Below are 15,540 nucleotides of genomic sequence, written 5' to 3' on the forward strand. Positions count from 1 at the left end.
TCGGGCGAGCGTCACACGGAGAAGGTGAAAATGTTCTGGTCGAACGTGTTGTAGGCGGGGTAATCGAGCAGGTCGTAGAGATCACGGCGGTGCTGCATGCGGTCGAGCAGCCCCTCTTGCGTGCCTTCGCCGGCGATCTCGCGCAGAGCCGTCTCGGCGGCGTGCATGGCGATCCGCAGCAGCGTGACCGGGTAGATGACCAGGTTCACCCCGAGCGATTCCAGGGTCGGCGCGTCGAGCAGCTTGCTTTTCCCGAACTCGGTCATGTTGGCGAGAATCGGGACGTCGACGGCGGCCCGCATCTTCTCGAAGTCTTCCGGACCGGTCATCGCTTCGGGGAAGATGAGGTCGGCACCCGCGTCGGCGAAGGCCTTGGCTCGTTCGATCGCGTCGTCCAAGCCGTGCACTCCCGCGGCGTCGGTGCGCGCGGCGATCACGAAGTCCGGGTCGCGACGCGCGGAGGCCGCGGCCGAGACGCGGCGGACCGCGACGTCCCGGTCGACGACGTCCTTGCCGTCGAGGTGGCCGCAGCGCTTCGGGTTCACCTGGTCCTCCAGGTGCATCCCGGCGACGCCGGCGTCTTCCAGGAGCTGGACGGTGCGGGCGGCGTTCATCGGCTCGCCGAACCCGGTGTCGGCGTCGACGAGCGCGGGCAGCGCGGTGACCCGGGCGATCTGCTGCGCCCGGCCGGCGACCTCGGTGATCGTGGTCAGGCCGATATCAGGCAGGCCGAGGTCCGCCGACAGCACGGCACCGGAGACGTAGACGCCCTCGAACCCTTCGCGCTCGATGAGCTTGGCGCTGAGCGGGTTGAACGCGCCCGGGAACCGCTGCAGCTTGCCGGAATTCAGCCCGGCTCGGAACGCGGCCCGCTTCTGCGCGGCAGTGGGAGCGGCGTGCAGCATCAGAAGATCCCCTTCGTCTTCGGGGTCGCGTCGATCGCCGACGGCAGGGTCAGCTCGCGAACCTCGTCGGCGTCCAGTTCGGACAGTCGGCTGACGGTGTCGAGGAACCGGTCCTGGTCGGCCGGGGCGATCACGCCGTCGGCGAGCGTGCGGAACTTCGCCACGTACTGCTCGCGGGCGAACGGCCTGGCCCCGGCTGGATGGGCGTCGGCGACGGCGATCTCGTCGGTGACCGTGGTCCCGTCGGCAAGAGTGACTTCGACACGGCCGCCGAACGCCGGTTCCGGCTCGTGGTACCGCCGAGTCCACTCCTGATCCTCCACAGTGGATACTTTCTGCCACAGCTCCACCGTGTCCGGGCGGGTCGCGCGTTCCCGGGCGTAAGACTTCTCGTGGTGCCAGGCCCGGTCCTGCAGCGCGACCGCGAAGATGTACGGGATCGAGTGATCGAGGGTTTCGCGGCTGGCGTTCGGATCGTATTTCTGCGGATCGTTCGCCCCGGAGCCGATCACGTGATGCGTGTGATGGCTGGTGCGGATCACGATCTTCTCGACCTTGCCGAGTTCGCCGATCCGCGGGCCGAGCCGTCGCGCGAGGTCGATCAGCGCCTGGCTCTGGTACTCCGCCGAATGCTCCTTGGTGTAGGTGTCCAAAATGGACCTCTTCGCCTCGCCCGGCGCGGGCAGCGGGACGGTGTAGCGCGCTTCCGGGCCGCCCAGCAGCCAGGCGACGAACCCGTCTTCTCCCTCGTAGATCGGGCTCGGCGCGCCTTCGCCGCGCATCGCCCGGTCAACCGCTTCGATCGCGGCTTTCCCGGCGAATGCGGGGGCGTACGCCTTCCAGGACGAGATCTCGCCCTTGCGCGACTGCCGCGTGGCCGTCGTGGCGTGCAGCGCCTGCCCGATCGCCTGGTACACGGTTTCGGTGTCCAGCCGCAGCAGCGCGCCCAAGCCGCCCGCCACCGACGGGCCGAGGTGCGCGACGTGGTCGATCTTGTGTTCGTGCAGGCAGATCCCGCGGACGAGGTCGACCTGCAGCTCGTACCCGGCGGCGATGCCGCGGACCACATCGGCTCCGGTGCGGCCGGTGTGCTGCGCGACGGCGAGAATCGGCGGGATGTTGTCGCCCGGATGCGAGTAGTCCGCGGCCAGGAACGTGTCGTGGTAGTCCAGCTCCCGTACCGCGACGCCGTTCGCCCACGCGGCCCACTCCGGGGCGTACCGGCCGGGCACGCCGAACACGGTCGCGCCGGGCCCGGCCGGATGCGCCAGCGCCTGGTCGCGGGCCGCGGACACCGGCCGCCGGGACAGCGAGGCGGCGGCGACCGCGGCGTTGTCGATCACCCGGTTGACCACCATCTCGGTCACCTCGGGAGCGACTGTCACGGGATCGACAGCGACGGACGCCAGCTTCCAGGCCAGCTGCTCCTCGCGGGGCAGCGGCTCGGCGGAACGGTAGGTGCGGACGGGATGGTCGATCATCATTTTCCTTCGGGTACGGAGAAACCGGTCTTCTCGCCGACCGGCCGACGTCGGCCGTGCGCGGCGGGCAACGGGCGCGGCACGCGGCCAGCGCCGACGGCTCGGGCGATGTCCGTCCGACCTCCCTGTGAAGCTTGTGGTGCCATGCGATCAGCGTGGCACCGAAGAACGGGACAGGCGATACCTGGGGGCTGTGAAGTGTTGTGAACATTCGCGGCAGCCTTGTAAATGTTGTTACAGTTCGAAAATGGAGAAGATGTTCGCTGGCGCGCGGCTGCGGCAGCTGCGCGAGGGGCAGTCGATGACGCAGTCCGACCTCGCCCGGCTGCTGGAGATCTCCCCCAGTTACGTGAACCAGCTCGAGCACAACGGGCGTCCGCTCACGCTGCCCGTGCTGGTGCGGCTGACCGAGCACTTCGGCGTGGACGCCGAGTTCTTCGCGCCGCAGGACATCGCCCGGCTCGTCGCCGACGTCCGCGAGGTGTTCGCCGACGAAACCGTGACCGGCTCGGCGTCCGCGGGCGAGGTCGACGAGCTGACCGCCAAGCTGCCCGAGGTGGCCAGGACGCTGGTCGCGCTGCACCGCCGATACCGGGAGGCCGTGGAGAACATCGCGACGCTGGTGTCCGAGCAGGGCATGGACCGCGCGGTCGCGAACCAGCCGCACGAGGAGATCCGCGACTGGTTCTACCGCCGCCGCAACTACGTCGCCGAACTGGACGAGCCCGCCGAACGACTCGCGGCGGAGCTGCGGCTGGTGCCCGGGGAAGTGCGTTCGGGACTGGCATCGGGCCTGCGGGAGCGGCACGGCGTCACCATCGCCGCCGCCCCCATCGGCGCCGACCAGCACCGCTTCGACCCGGCCGCACGGGTGCTGCACCTCTCCCCCGCGCTGCGTCCGGGCCAGGCCGCGTTCCGTCTCGCCTCGGAACTCGCCATGCTGGAAGCGGGAACCACGATCGACCGGCTGGTGGACGGCGGCGGTTTCACCGGCGAAACCGCCCGGCGCCTGGCGAGAATCGGCCTGGCCAACTACTTCGCCGGAGCGCTCGTGCTCCCGTACCGCGTGTTCCTCGGGGCGGCTGAGCGCTGCCGCTACGACATCACGCGGCTGTCGGATCACTTCGGCGTCGGATTCGAGACGATCTGCCACCGGCTCTCGACCCTGCAACGGCGCGGCACCCGCGGGGCGCCCTTCTCCTTCGTCCGGGTCGACCGGGCGGGCAACATCTCGAAACGCCAGTCGGCGACCGGGTTCCACTTCTCCCGCGTCGGCGGTTCGTGTCCGCTGTGGATCGTCTACGAGGCGTTCGGCTCGCCGGGAAAGATCGTCACCCAGGTCGCCGAACTGCCGGACGGCAAGAAGTACTTCTGGCTCGCCCGCACGGTCGACCGCTCCGTCGGCGGGCACGGCGACCCCGGCAAGACGTTCGCCATCGGGCTCGGCTGCGAACTGCGCCACGCCCGGCGGCTCGTCTACTCCGACGGCCTCGCCCTCGGCGCCGACGCGGCGGTGACCCCGATCGGCATGGGCTGCAAGGTGTGCGAACGGCCCGCCTGCCCGCAGCGCGCCTTCCCCGCGATCGGGAAGCCGCTGCGCGTCGACGAACACGCCAGCAGCCTGCTCCCCTACCCGCCCCTCGGCTGAGCACCGCCACCCGGACGAGATCCCCTCAGCCGGTCGACATAGTAGGAATTCCTACTATAGGATGCCAACAGGTCTGCGGTGCAGGGAAGCCGGTGCGAATCCGGCGCGGTCCCGCCACTGTGACCGGGGAGCGGCGCTCCACCCGAAAGACGGCCACTGGCGCGAGCCGGGAAGGCCTGGGGCGCCGCGGATCCGGGAGCCAGGATACCGGCCGCGGACGTTCGTGTTCGTCCACGAGGATGGAGCTGAACGCATGCGGATTCTTCCTGCCTGCGCGAAAAACGCCGACCCGCCGCCCGGCCTTCGGTAGCTCAAGCCTGCCCGGAAACCCCGGCCGCCGCCGTGTGCGGCCGGGCAGTTCGTCCTGCGCTCTCGCGAAAGGCATGCCATGACCACCGAACTCCGGCATTTCGTCGGCGGCAAACCCGTGCCCGGCGCCTCGGGCCGGTTCGCCGACGTCTTCGACCCCAGTACCGGCGCCGTCCAGGCCAGGGTGCCGCTCGCCTCCGCCGAGGAGGTGAGCGCCGCAGTCGGCATCGCGGCCGCCGCCCAGCTCGAATGGGCGCGCTGGAATCCGCAGCGCCGCGCCCGCGTGCTGATGCGGTTCCTCGACCTAGTCCGGTCCGAAGAGGACAGTCTCGCGCGGCTGCTGTCCTCCGAGCACGGCAAAACGATCGCCGACGCCCGCGGCGACCTCCAGCGCGGGCTGGAGGTGGTCGAGTTCGCGATCGGGATCCCGCACCTGCTCAAGGGCGAGTTCAGCGACTCCGCGGGCACCGGGATCGACGTCTACTCGATGCGGCAGCCGCTCGGCGTCGTCGCCGGGATCACGCCGTTCAACTTCCCGGCGATGATTCCGCTGTGGAAGGCCGCGCCCGCGATCGCCTGTGGCAACGCGTTCGTGCTCAAGCCGTCCGAGCGCGATCCGTCCGTACCGCTGCGGCTGGCCGAACTGTTCCTGGAGGCCGGGCTGCCGCCGGGCGTCTTCCAGGTCGTCAACGGCGACAAGGAGGCCGTCGACGCGCTGCTCACCGATCCCCGGGTCGAGGCGGTCGGGTTCGTCGGATCGTCGTCGATCGCCGAGTACATCTACACCACCGCCGCTTCGCACGGGAAGCGCGCCCAGTGCTTCGGCGGGGCGAAGAACCACCTGATCGTCATGCCCGACGCCGACCTCGGGCAGGTCGTCGATGCCCTGATCGGCGCGGGCTACGGCTCTGCGGGAGAGCGCTGCATGGCCATCTCCGTCGCCGTCCCGGTCGGCGAGGCCACCGCGGACGCGCTGGTCGAACGGCTCGCCGAGCGCGTGAAGACCCTCAAGGTCGGGGCAGCGCACGACGAGACCGCCGACTTCGGTCCCCTGGTCACGGCCGACGCCGTGCGGCGGGTGCGGGATTACCTCGAGGTCGGTGTCGCCGAGGGCGCGGAGCTGGTGGTGGACGGCCGCGATCTCACGGTTCCGGGGCACGAGAACGGGTTCTTCCTCGGCGGCTGCCTGTTCGACAAGGTGACGCCGAAGATGCGGATCTACCGGGAGGAGATTTTCGGCCCGGTGCTGTCGGTCGTCCGCGCGGCCGATTACGAAGAGGCGCTGCGATTGCCGAGCGAACACGAATACGGCAACGGCGTGGCGATCTTCACCCGTGACGGCGACACCGCCCGCGATTTCACCGCCCGCGTGAACACCGGCATGGTCGGCGTGAACGTCCCGATCCCGGTGCCGATCGCGTACCACACTTTCGGCGGCTGGAAGCGGTCCGGCTTCGGCGATCTCAACCAGCACGGCCCGGATTCGGTCCGCTTCTACACCAAGACGAAGACTGTTACCTCGCGGTGGCCGTCCGGCATCAAGGAAGAAGCCTCGTTCGTCATCCCGACGATGGATTGAGGCGGGTCATGAGACTGACCGGAGAACAACTCGCGCTGCGCGACACCACCGCGGACTTCGCGGCCGAGCATCTCGCGCCGCACGCGCTGGAATGGGACCGGGACAAGCACTTCCCGGTCGACGTGCTGCGGAAGGCGGCCGAACTCGGTCTCGGCGGGCTGTACCTGCCCGAGGACGTCGGCGGCTCCGGCCTCGGCCGGCTCGACGGCGTGCTCGTGTTCGAAGCGCTCGCCACCGGCTGCCCGTCGATCGCGGCCTACGCGTCCATCCACAACATGGTCGCGACGATGATCGACCGGTTCGGCGACGACACCCAGCGCCGCCGCTACCTGCCGCGTATGTCCACTATGGACTCGCTCGGCAGCTACTGCCTCACCGAACCCGGCGCCGGTTCGGACGCCGCCGCCCTCACGACCCGCGCGCGACGGGACGGAGACCACTACTTCCTCAGCGGCGTCAAGCAATTCATCTCCGGCGCGGGCACGTCCGACGTCTATGTCGTGCTGGCGCGGACCGGCGGGCCTGGCGCGGCAGGGATCTCCGCGTTCGTGGTCGAGCGGAACACCCCTGGCGTTTCGTTCGGCCCGAACGAGGTCAAGATGGGCTGGAACGCCCAGCCGACGAGACAGGTCGTCTTCGACGACGCCCCGGTGCCCGCGACCGCGCTGCTGGGCGGCGAGGGAGCCGGGTTCAAGGTGGCGATGTCCGCTTTGGACGGCGGACGGCTCAACATCGCCGCGTGCTCGCTCGGCGGCGCGAAAACGGCGCTGGGCAAAGCCGTCCGGCATGTGTCGGAGCGCTCCGCATTCGGCGCGAAGCTCTCCGAAGCGCAGGCCCTGCGGTTCCGCCTGGCCGACATGCGCACCGACCTCGAAGCCGCCCAGACGCTGTTGTGGCGCGCCGCGGACGCGCTCGACCAAGGCGACCCCGATGCCACCCAGCTTTCCGCGATGGCCAAGCGATTCTGCACCGACGCCGGATTCGAGATCGCGAACCAGGCGCTGCAACTGCACGGCGGCTACGGGTACCTGGCCGAGTACGGGATCGAGAAGATCGTTCGCGACCTGCGGGTGCACCAGATCCTCGAAGGGACCAACGAAATCATGCGGGTCATCATTTCCCGCCGGATGCTGGCGGAGGCGGCATGAGCACATCAGCGCGACAGCTTGCTCGTGCCGCCGACTGGGCGCGGGTATCCCGCACATCACTGGAGGCCGCGTGAGCGACGTCGAATTCCTTGTCCACAGCGGGATCGGGCGGATCACGCTCAACCGCCCCCGCGCGCTCAACGCCCTGACCCACGACATGGTCCGGGCGATCACCGCCCACCTCGACCGATGGCGCGACGACCCGGGCGTGCGCGCCGTGCTCGTCGAAGGCGCCGGCGAACGCGGGCTGTGCGCCGGCGGCGACATCCGCTCCATCTACGAGGACGCTCGTGCGGGCGGCACCGCCACGCTGGAGTTCTGGGCCGACGAGTACCGGCTGAACGCCGCGATCGCCCGCTACCCCAAGCCGTATGTGGCGATCATGGACGGACTGGTCATGGGCGGCGGCGTCGGGGTGTCCGCGCACGGCAGCCACCGCGTGGCCACCAACCGGTCCCGGATCGCGATGCCTGAGGTGGGCATCGGCTTCGTCCCCGACGTCGGCGGCACTTATCTGCTTTCGCGCACTCCCGGCGAACTGGGCACGCACGCCGCTCTCACGACCGCACAACTCTCCGGAGCCGACGCCGTCCACTGCGGACTGGCCGATTTCTTCGTCCCGGCGGACCGGCTGCCCGACCTGTTCGACGCCCTGGCCACCCGCACCCCCGACTCGGCTTTGGCGCTGGTCGCCGAAACTCCGCCGCCGAGTGCACTGGCGGCCGAAGCCGCGTGGATCGATCACTGCTACGCCGCCGACACGGTCGAAGAGATCCTGGGCCGGCTGCGCGACGGCGGCGAAGCGGCGGTCGCCGCGGCCAAGGAAATCGAAAGCAAGTCCCCTGCCGCGCTGAAGGTCACCCTTCGAGCACTGCGTACTGCGGCGACCCTGCCGGACCTGGAATCGGTGCTGGCGCAGGAATACCGGATCTCGCACCGGGCGTTCGGCTCCGCCGAGTTCACCGAGGGCATCCGTGCGCAGGTCATCGACAAGGACCGGTCGCCCCGCTGGCACCCGGCGACCCTGGCCGAGGTCGACGCCGACCTGGTCGGCAGCTATTTCGCAGCGCTGGGCGACGAAGAGTGGACGGGAGTGGCCCGATGAGCATCGCTTTCCTGGGGCTCGGGAACATGGGCGGGCCCATGGCCGCCAACCTGGTCAAGGCCGGGGAGAAGGTGACCGGCTACGACCCGGTCCCCGACGCCCGTGCCGCCGCGGCCGGAAACGGCGTGTCCGTGGCGACTGCCGCGATCGCGGCAGTCGCGGACGCAGCAGTCGTGATCACCATGCTCCCCAGCGGACAGCACGTGCTGGACTGCTACCGGGACATCGTCCCCGCCGCCTCGCCCGGCACGCTGTTCCTCGACTGTTCGACCATCGAGGTCGCCGACGCGCGCGATGCCGCCGACCTCGCCGCCGCGGACGGGCACCTGGCGCTCGACGCTCCGGTGTCGGGCGGGGTCGTCGGCGCTGCCGCCGCCACGCTCACCTTCATGGTTGGCGGTCCGTCCGAGGCGTTCATCACCGCCGAGCCGTACCTGAAAAGCATGGGCAAGCGGATCGTCCACTGTGGAGAGACCGGTGCCGGACAGGCGGCGAAGATCTGCAACAACATGATCCTCGGCGTCTCGATGATCGCGGTCAGCGAGGCGTTCGCCCTCGGCCGCCGGCTCGGCTTGACCGACCAGGCCCTGTTCGACGTCGCCTCCACCGCGTCCGGACAGTGCTGGGCGCTCACCACCAACTGCCCGGTCCCCGGGCCGGTGCCGGCGAGCCCGGCCAACCGGGACTACGCGGGCGGCTTCGCCAGCGGCCTGATGCTCAAGGACCTGCGCCTGGCCCAAGCCGCGGCGCAGGCCGAGGGCGTCCGCACCGAACTCGGCAAGCACGCCGAAGAGCGGTACACCGCGTTCGTCGCCGCAGACGGCCCCGGTCGCGACTTCTCCGCCATCATCACCAGCCTCACCAAGGACGGCACCGCATGACCGAGACCATCCTCGTCGACCGCCCGGCCGAACGGGTCGCCCGAATCACGCTCAACCGGCCCCAGGCGCTCAACGCGCTGAACCGGCAGGCGATGAACGAGATCACCGCGGCAGCGGCCGAATCGGACCGCGACCCGGACATCGGCGCGATCGTCCTCACCGGCTCGGCGAAAGCGTTCGCGGCCGGGGCGGACATCAAGGAGATGGCCCCGCAGAGCTTCAGCGAGGTCTACGCGGCGGATTGGTTCGCGGGCTGGGAAACGCTGGGCCGTGTCCGGACGCCGCTGGTGGCGGCGGTCGCCGGGTACGCCCTCGGCGGCGGCTGCGAACTGGCGATGATGTGCGACGTGCTGCTCGCGGCGGACACCGCGAAGTTCGGCCAGCCGGAGATCACGCTCGGCGTCATCCCCGGCATGGGCGGTTCCCAGCGGCTGACCCGCGCGATCGGCAAGGCCAAGGCGATGGACCTGGTCCTGACCGGCCGGATGATCGGGGCCGAGGAGGCCGAGCGGGCCGGGCTGGTGTCCCGGATCGTCCCGGCCGACGCGCTGCCGGAGGAAGCGGTCGCGACGGCGGCGAAGATCGCGTCGATGTCCAAACCGGCGGCGATGCTGGCGAAAGAGGCCGTGAATCGCGCGTTCGAGACAAGCCTGTCGGAAGGATTGCTGTTCGAACGACGGCTGTTCCACTCGACCTTCGCCACTGCCGATCAGAAGGAGGGCATGACGGCGTTCGTCGAGAAGCGGCCTCCGGAGTTCCGCCACGGATAAGCCCGGCCTCATCGAACCGGCCCGCTGGTCACACCGGCTTGTCGTGGAACTCGACCGGCGCGTCGAAGGCGGCGCGGCGCGAGGCACGGCGCAGCGTCGCCAGCACCAGCGGGCCGAACGCGACGATCGCCACCACGTTGGTCACCGCGCGGCCGGTGTCCCAGCCCAGCGAAGTGGCCGTGTCGAACAGGAGATAGCGGCCGAGGTTCGTGAGCGTCGAAGCGTTGGGGTCAAAGGACAGGGCGGTGTGCGCACCGATCGCGAACGGCCAGAACGACAGGTTCAGCGCGAGCCCGTAGCCGAAGGCCGACACCGCCCCGTACGCCGCCAGCAGAACGATTTCGAGGCGGCCGCTCGCGCGGGGAAGCAGCCCGGCGCCCAGCCCGACCCAGGCGCAGCCGAACATCTGGAACGGCAGCCACGGCCCGATCCCGCCGGTCAGCAGCGCCGAGGCGAACAGGGACACCGAGCCGAGGGTGAAGCCGAATCCAGGGCCGAAGACCCGTCCGGCGAGCACCAGCAGGAAAAAGACGGTCTCGATGCCTCCGGCGCCTGCCCCGAGCGGGCGCAGCGCCGCGTTCACCGCGGCGAGCACCCCCAGCAGCGCCAATGCTTTCGCGTCGATCCCGCCGTCTGCCAATTGCGCCAGCAGGACCCCGAGCACGAGCACCAGCAGCACGCCGAAAATGAGCGGAGCCTCGGTGGCCGCGTCGGCCAGCACCGTGCCGGGGGCGACGAAGAACGGCCAGCAGAACGCGGCGACGCCCAGCACGGAGGACACCGCCAGCGAGACCGCGGACCAGCGGCCGATGCGCACCGGGCTCACCGCAGCGCCCCCGCGACCTGGTCGACGGTCAGCCAGCCGCCGCCGAGGATCTTCGCCACCTGCGGCGCGAACAGCGGCGAGGACACCACGACGTCCGCAGTGGGCCCGTCGGCGACCACTTCGCCCTCGGCGAGCACCACTGCCCGATCGCACGTCTCGGCCACGAATTCCACGTCGTGCGTAGCGATCAGCACTGCTCCGGGATAGGCCCGCACCAGCGCCGTGAGCCGCTGCTTTCCGGGGTAGTCCAGGCCGCGGGTCGGTTCGTCGAGCAGCAGCACCGCGGGGTCGGCGGCGAGCTGCACGGCCAGCGCGAGCGCGAGACGCTGGCCTTCCGACAGGTCGCGCGGATGCGAGTCCGGGTCGATGCCGGGGGCCAGTTCGTCGAGGATCGCCCGCGCTGCCGGGGAAGCGAGTTCCTCGCCGACGGTGTGCAGGTACAGCAGATCCGCCGGGGACTGCGGGACCAGAGCCGCGAGTTCCCGGCGCGGCACCGGTTTCAGGCCCGCGGGATCCGTCCCGCGGATCGTGACGGCACCGCGGTGCCGGGCGCCGCTGCCCTGCAATGCCCACAACAGAGACGACTTGCCGGAGCCGTTGCGGCCCATCAGCGCCACCGTCTCCCCGGCGGCCACGGTCAACGACACTTCGCGCACCGCGACCGTGTCGCCGTAGCGAACCACGACGTCTCGGCTGGCCAACGTTTCTTCGCCGGAACCGAGTGGCCCGGGCACCGGCGCCGAAGGAAGTTCGGCGCGCAGTGACTGCGCTTGACGGCGGGCGTCGCGGACCGACAGCGGCAACGGATCCCACCCGGCGAGGCGTCCCAACGCGACCACCGGCGGGGCGATCGGCGCGGACCGCATCGCCTGCGCGGGTTCGGCGGCGGTGACCCGGCCGCCGTCCACGGTCAGCACCCGGTCGGCGTACTGCAGCACCCGTTCCAGCCGGTGTTCGGCGATCAGGACGGTGACCCCGAGGTCGTGGACCAGCCGGGTCACCGCGGCCAGGACTTCCTCCGCGGCGCCCGGATCCAGCGCGGAGGTCGGTTCGTCGAGGACCAGCACTCGCGGGCCCGCGGCCAGCACCGCGCCGATCGCGACCCGCTGCTGCTGCCCGCCGGACAGCGCGCGGAGCGGACGGTCCCGCAGCTCCGCGATGCCCAGCAGATCCATCGTCTCCTCCACCCGCTTGCGCATCACGCCGGCGGGCACGCCCAGCTGTTCCATGCCGTAGGCCAGTTCCTCCTCCACCGAATCGGTCACGAACCCGGCGACGGGGTCTTGCCCTACTACGCCGACCACCGCGGCGAGTTCACGCGGCCGGTGCGTGCGGGTGTCCCGCCCGGCCACGGTGACCCTCCCGGCCAGCCGTCCGCCGGTGAAGTGCGGCACCAGCCCGTTCACCGCGCCCAGCAGCGTCGATTTGCCGGAACCGGTGCGGCCCACCACGAGCGCCAGCTCTCCTTCGTCGATGTGCAAGGAGACCTCGCGCAGCACGGGCGTGTCCCGATAGGAGATGGTCACCTCGGAGAAGTCGATCACCGCAGTACTCCCGGCCGGTACCGCGCGGTCAGCTCGGGTGGAGGTGGGGCAGCGAGCGCGGGCAGCAATCCGGCGAGGATCCCGGCCAATGCCACCAGATCCATCCCCGGCGCCAGCAGCGGCGGGTTCAGCACGACCGGATCGGCCGACGCGACCAGCGCGGCCGCGGCAACGCCGGACGCCGTGACGGCCCACTCCGGCACTGTCCAGGGATCCGGCCGGTAGCGGGTCCGCTGAACGCGCCTGCCGCCGAGATAGAGCCCCACACCGCACACCACCGCACCCGCAGCCAGCATCACCGGCCCGTAACTGTGCTGTTCGGCGGCCAGCAACCCGTAGCTGCCCACGCACAACCCGAGCAGACCGGCCAGCATCAGCGCCGCGGCGGTGCGGCGAGCCGCCGCGGACCTCTCCCAGCGTTGGCCGTAGCCGCGGGAGTCCATCGCCGCGGCCAGCGCGATCGCCCGGTCCAGCGCGTCGGCCAGCACCGGCAACGCCACTGACCGGAACAGTTTTCCAGTGGCTCCGCGCAGCGCGCGGGCGCGCATGATCCGCTGTCCGCTCTCGATCAGCTGCGGCGCCACGGTCAGCGCGATCACCACGGTGGTGCCGATTTCGTACAGGGCACCGGGCAGCATGCGCAGCACCCGCTTGGGGTTGGCCAGCGTGTTCGCCGCGCCGACGCACACCAGCAAGGTAGCCAGCCGCAACCCGTCGCAGGCGGCGCTGAGGATGCCTTCCAGTTCGACCGGCCCGCCGAGGCGCACCCCGGCCATCCAGTGCGGCAGCGGAATCCGCGGCAGCGTGAACAGCAGATGCCCTCCCCCGGTGAAGGCGGAACCGAGCAGGATCCGGAACAGCACCCGGAACCCGATCACCACCAGCGCCAGGACCAGGTACGCGCGGAACCCCCTGGCCCACGGGGCCTCCCCGCGCCGGGCGGCCACCACGACCCCGGCCACCGCGAGAATCAACCCGAGCAGCAACGGATTCGTGGTCCTGCTGGCCGCCGTCGCCATGCCCAGCGCCCAGATCCACCACGCCGCGGGATGCAGCATCCGCGGCAGCGAGGCGGCGCCGATCACTCCGCTTCTCGCCTGCGGCGGCGCCGGACCAGGACCGCGGCGAGGACTCCCAGCAGCCAGATCGCCCCGAACGCCACGACTGGCAGAATCGGGAATCCGCTTGTGCCAGCGGTCTCGGACGCGGCCGCCGCCGGTTCCGGCGCGCTGCTCGCCGCCGACGGCCGAGATGAACCCGTCGAAACCGGTGCGTTCGCCGGTGCCGACGGCGGCGGCTCACCCGGCGCGGCGGCACCCGAACTCTTCGGCGGCAGTTGCGTTCCTCCCGGAGCCCGCGGCGACGGTGCACTGTCTCCTGCCGCGGTGGGGTTCGGGCCCCCGACGCCGCCTTGCTGCTGCGCCGGACCCGCCGGGGCGATCAGCGCGGCCACCGCCGGACTGGGCGGCTTCCCGTCCCCGAAGGACCAGCCCTCGACCTGGCCTGCCCGCGGAGTGGCACTCATCGCGCCCTCGTTGCTGTACTCCCAGCGGTTCGTTCCGGCATTGCCGTCCCAGTACGACCAGTACGCCGTCGTGGGAGGCGTGTCCGTGCACGGCTCCACCGACGGCGAGGGCCGATCGTCGATGCGGCACACAAAAGCCGGGCCGTCGTGCACGGTCCCGGCGGTGCGGAATCCTGCCGCGCGCAACGCGTCGTACCCGGATTCGGGCGGCGTGCCAAGGCAACGCTGCACCACTCCGCCGCCGAGGGACCCGAAGTCCACCACCACGAGCACACCGGACGTCGCCGTGCACGCCGGTGCCGCCACCGCAGCGGGCGCCGCGTTGCCGCCCATCGCCATCAATCCGGCCGCCAGCGCGGCAATCAGCCGCCTCACGACCGGGATCCCCTGCGGCGCACCAGCAACCAGAACGTGCCCGCGGCGAACAGCAAACCGGCCAGTACCGCTGCCGCGATTCCGTTCGGGCCGGCCCAGAACGACGCCGGACGCGGTTCCAGCGCCCGCGCCTGCCCGACCTGATCCGGCGGCGAGGTGGTCGACGGCACCGGCCGCGCGCTCGGCACCGGGCCAGCCGAACCGCTCGCTGGAGCCTCGGCGGCGGTGGGCGGGGCTGAGCCAGCTGGTTCGGTCCGCGGCACGCCGCTGTGCCTTCCTCCTGGCAACCCCGGGCCCGGGGCGCCACGCCCCGGACTGCCAGGCGGCACGGTGCCAGGCAGCACGGTGCCGGGCGGCGGATTGTCCGGCGGCCGAGGCGGAACCGGACCGGGAACCGCGGCGGACAGGCCCAGCAATGCCTGTGCGGTGGCCCGGCGCACGCCGTCCTGCTTGCCCACGTTGTCGGCACCGCTGCGCTTGAGCCAGAACGCCTTCGCGTCGAGGGCGATCGCGTCCAGGTCCGTCTGGCTCTTCGCGATCGCACCGGCCATCGCCGGAACCGGCACGCTCGCGGGCACCTGCATGGCGGCCAGCCACCCGGTCGCCCGGGAGGCCGCCGCGCCGTCGCCGCCGAGGGCCAGCGCCATCGCGGCCAGCCCGGACGAGTTGGTGTTCACCTGCGCCGGGGTTTTCGGATCCGCGCTGAACGCTCCCGTCGCGGGATCCTGATGAGCGCGCAGCCAGCCCAGCCCCCGCGCGACCTGCTGCCGATGGCCGCCGATCTCGACGAGTGCCCACACCCCCATCGCCGTGGTGTCGGCGCTGGCATCGGTATCCGACGCGCACTGCGCGGTCTCGCCGCCCGCGGGCACGTTCAGCCGGAACCCGCCGCCCGGACATTGCTGGCGCAGCAGCACAGCCTTCCCGGCAGGGTTGCCGATCCCGGCCTTGTGCAAGCCGATCAGCGCCAAAGCCTGCCCGAACACGTTCGCCGGGGTGCGCGCTCCGCCGACCGCGGTGTCCTCGAAAGCGCCCGCGGAACCCTGCGCCGCACCGAGCCGTGCGATGAGGTCGATGGTGTCGCCCTTGCTGTCCTTCCCCCATTGGCGCGGATTCACTCCTTGCTCGACAGCCACGATCAGGTCCTTGCCCGTGAGGCCCGCCGAGACGATCGTGGCGCTGAAGAAGTGCGCCCGCAGTTTCGCGGTCGCCTTCGCCTGCGCTGCCGGTTCGACTCCCGCGCGGTGCATGGCGAGCAGCGCGTCGGCCATCAACCCCGCGTCGGTGTTGCCGGGACTGACCGGGTCCGGATAGCCGTCGCCGAGCCGGCTGAACTCGTGGGCCAGGAACTCCGCGGCGGCCACCGCGGGCTCGGAGACGTCCGGCGCGGGTGCCGGAACCGCCGCGGCCAGCACCAACGCGCTGGCCACGGCACCGGCACCCC

The 15,540-nt window shown here is 71.1% G+C and carries 13 protein-coding genes and 1 riboswitch; of the genes, 6 read left to right on the forward strand and 7 right to left on the reverse strand.

Annotation, left to right across the window (positions count from 1 at the left end; genetic code table 11):
• Positions 1–11: 11 nt before the first annotated feature.
• Entirely contained in the window at positions 12–905 is an 894-nt protein-coding gene (gene prpB, locus ABZX37_RS14720; RefSeq protein ID WP_354739591.1) for a methylisocitrate lyase, read from the reverse strand.
• Positions 905–2,386, reverse strand: a complete 1,482-nt coding sequence (locus ABZX37_RS14725; protein ID WP_354739593.1) for an MmgE/PrpD family protein — start codon at positions 2,384–2,386, stop codon at positions 905–907. Before ABZX37_RS14725 ends, prpB begins: the two co-directional genes overlap by 1 nt.
• 247 nt (positions 2,387–2,633) lie before the next feature.
• Here ABZX37_RS14725 and ABZX37_RS14730 point away from each other — a divergent pair, with 247 nt between their 5' ends.
• From ABZX37_RS14730 to ABZX37_RS14755, 6 genes are all read left to right on the forward strand, one after another.
• The gene (locus ABZX37_RS14730; RefSeq protein WP_354739595.1) at positions 2,634–4,034 is read left to right on the forward strand and encodes a short-chain fatty acyl-CoA regulator family protein; all 1,401 of its coding nucleotides are present in this window, start codon (positions 2,634–2,636) and stop codon (positions 4,032–4,034) included.
• A 52-nt stretch (positions 4,035–4,086) separates the two neighbouring features.
• Positions 4,087–4,265, forward strand: a riboswitch (cobalamin riboswitch).
• A gap of 157 nt (positions 4,266–4,422) precedes the next feature.
• Positions 4,423–5,922 (forward strand): CoA-acylating methylmalonate-semialdehyde dehydrogenase, encoded by a 1,500-nt coding sequence (locus tag ABZX37_RS14735; protein WP_354739597.1) that lies wholly within the window; start codon positions 4,423–4,425, stop codon positions 5,920–5,922.
• Positions 5,923–5,930: 8 nt separating this feature from the next.
• Positions 5,931–7,070: an acyl-CoA dehydrogenase family protein gene (locus ABZX37_RS14740; RefSeq protein WP_354739599.1), complete on the forward strand. Its 1,140-nt coding sequence runs from the start codon at positions 5,931–5,933 to the stop codon at positions 7,068–7,070.
• A 70-nt stretch (positions 7,071–7,140) separates the two neighbouring features.
• Positions 7,141–8,175 (forward strand): enoyl-CoA hydratase/isomerase family protein, encoded by a 1,035-nt coding sequence (locus ABZX37_RS14745; RefSeq protein WP_354739601.1) that lies wholly within the window; start codon positions 7,141–7,143, stop codon positions 8,173–8,175.
• Positions 8,172–9,056 (forward strand): 3-hydroxyisobutyrate dehydrogenase, encoded by an 885-nt coding sequence (gene mmsB, locus ABZX37_RS14750; RefSeq protein ID WP_354739603.1) that lies wholly within the window; start codon positions 8,172–8,174, stop codon positions 9,054–9,056. Before ABZX37_RS14745 ends, mmsB begins: the two co-directional genes overlap by 4 nt.
• The gene (locus ABZX37_RS14755; protein ID WP_354739605.1) at positions 9,053–9,826 is read left to right on the forward strand and encodes an enoyl-CoA hydratase; all 774 of its coding nucleotides are present in this window, start codon (positions 9,053–9,055) and stop codon (positions 9,824–9,826) included. The genes mmsB and ABZX37_RS14755 overlap by 4 nt, the downstream gene beginning before the upstream one ends.
• Positions 9,827–9,854: 28 nt before the next feature.
• Here the strand turns inward: ABZX37_RS14755 and ABZX37_RS14760 are convergent, their stop codons facing one another.
• Genes ABZX37_RS14760 through ABZX37_RS14780 form a run of 5 tightly spaced genes read right to left on the reverse strand, consistent with a single transcriptional unit; the run spans position 9,855 to position 15,526 of the window.
• Positions 9,855–10,652: an ECF transporter S component gene (locus ABZX37_RS14760; RefSeq protein WP_354739607.1), complete on the reverse strand. Its 798-nt coding sequence runs from the start codon at positions 10,650–10,652 to the stop codon at positions 9,855–9,857.
• Positions 10,649–12,196, reverse strand: coding sequence for an ATP-binding cassette domain-containing protein (locus tag ABZX37_RS14765; RefSeq protein ID WP_354739609.1), 1,548 nt, complete (start codon positions 12,194–12,196; stop codon positions 10,649–10,651). Before ABZX37_RS14765 ends, ABZX37_RS14760 begins: the two co-directional genes overlap by 4 nt.
• The gene (locus ABZX37_RS14770) at positions 12,193–13,281 is read right to left on the reverse strand and encodes an energy-coupling factor transporter transmembrane component T (RefSeq protein ID WP_354739611.1); all 1,089 of its coding nucleotides are present in this window, start codon (positions 13,279–13,281) and stop codon (positions 12,193–12,195) included. Before ABZX37_RS14770 ends, ABZX37_RS14765 begins: the two co-directional genes overlap by 4 nt.
• A complete protein-coding gene (locus tag ABZX37_RS14775) occupies positions 13,278–14,096 on the reverse strand; it encodes a hypothetical protein (protein WP_354739613.1) in 819 nt (272 codons plus the stop codon). The genes ABZX37_RS14770 and ABZX37_RS14775 overlap by 4 nt, the downstream gene beginning before the upstream one ends.
• Positions 14,093–15,526 carry a hypothetical protein gene (locus ABZX37_RS14780; RefSeq protein ID WP_354739615.1) on the reverse strand — a complete coding sequence of 478 codons (1,434 nt, stop codon included), beginning with the start codon at positions 15,524–15,526 and terminating at the stop codon, positions 14,093–14,095. Before ABZX37_RS14780 ends, ABZX37_RS14775 begins: the two co-directional genes overlap by 4 nt.
• Between the last annotated feature and the right edge of the window lie 14 nt (positions 15,527–15,540).

Source organism: Amycolatopsis sp. NPDC004079 (assembly GCF_040610415.1).
GTDB lineage: Bacteria > Actinomycetota > Actinomycetes > Mycobacteriales > Pseudonocardiaceae > Amycolatopsis > Amycolatopsis halotolerans.

Bases quoted from the DNA above. Each gene is read 5' to 3' on its own strand.
- ABZX37_RS14730 (WP_354739595.1), top strand. From the start codon at position 2,634: ATGGAGAAGATGTTCGCTGGCGCGCGGCTGCGGCAGCTGCGCGAGGGG.
- mmsB (WP_354739603.1), top strand. From the start codon at position 8,172: ATGAGCATCGCTTTCCTGGGGCTCGGGAACATGGGCGGGCCCATGGCC.
- ABZX37_RS14735 (WP_354739597.1), top strand. From the start codon at position 4,423: ATGACCACCGAACTCCGGCATTTCGTCGGCGGCAAACCCGTGCCCGGC.
- ABZX37_RS14755 (WP_354739605.1), top strand. From the start codon at position 9,053: ATGACCGAGACCATCCTCGTCGACCGCCCGGCCGAACGGGTCGCCCGA.
- ABZX37_RS14725 (WP_354739593.1), bottom strand. From the start codon at position 2,386: ATGATCGACCATCCCGTCCGCACCTACCGTTCCGCCGAGCCGCTGCCC.
- prpB (WP_354739591.1), bottom strand. From the start codon at position 905: ATGCTGCACGCCGCTCCCACTGCCGCGCAGAAGCGGGCCGCGTTCCGA.
- ABZX37_RS14740 (WP_354739599.1), top strand. From the start codon at position 5,931: ATGAGACTGACCGGAGAACAACTCGCGCTGCGCGACACCACCGCGGAC.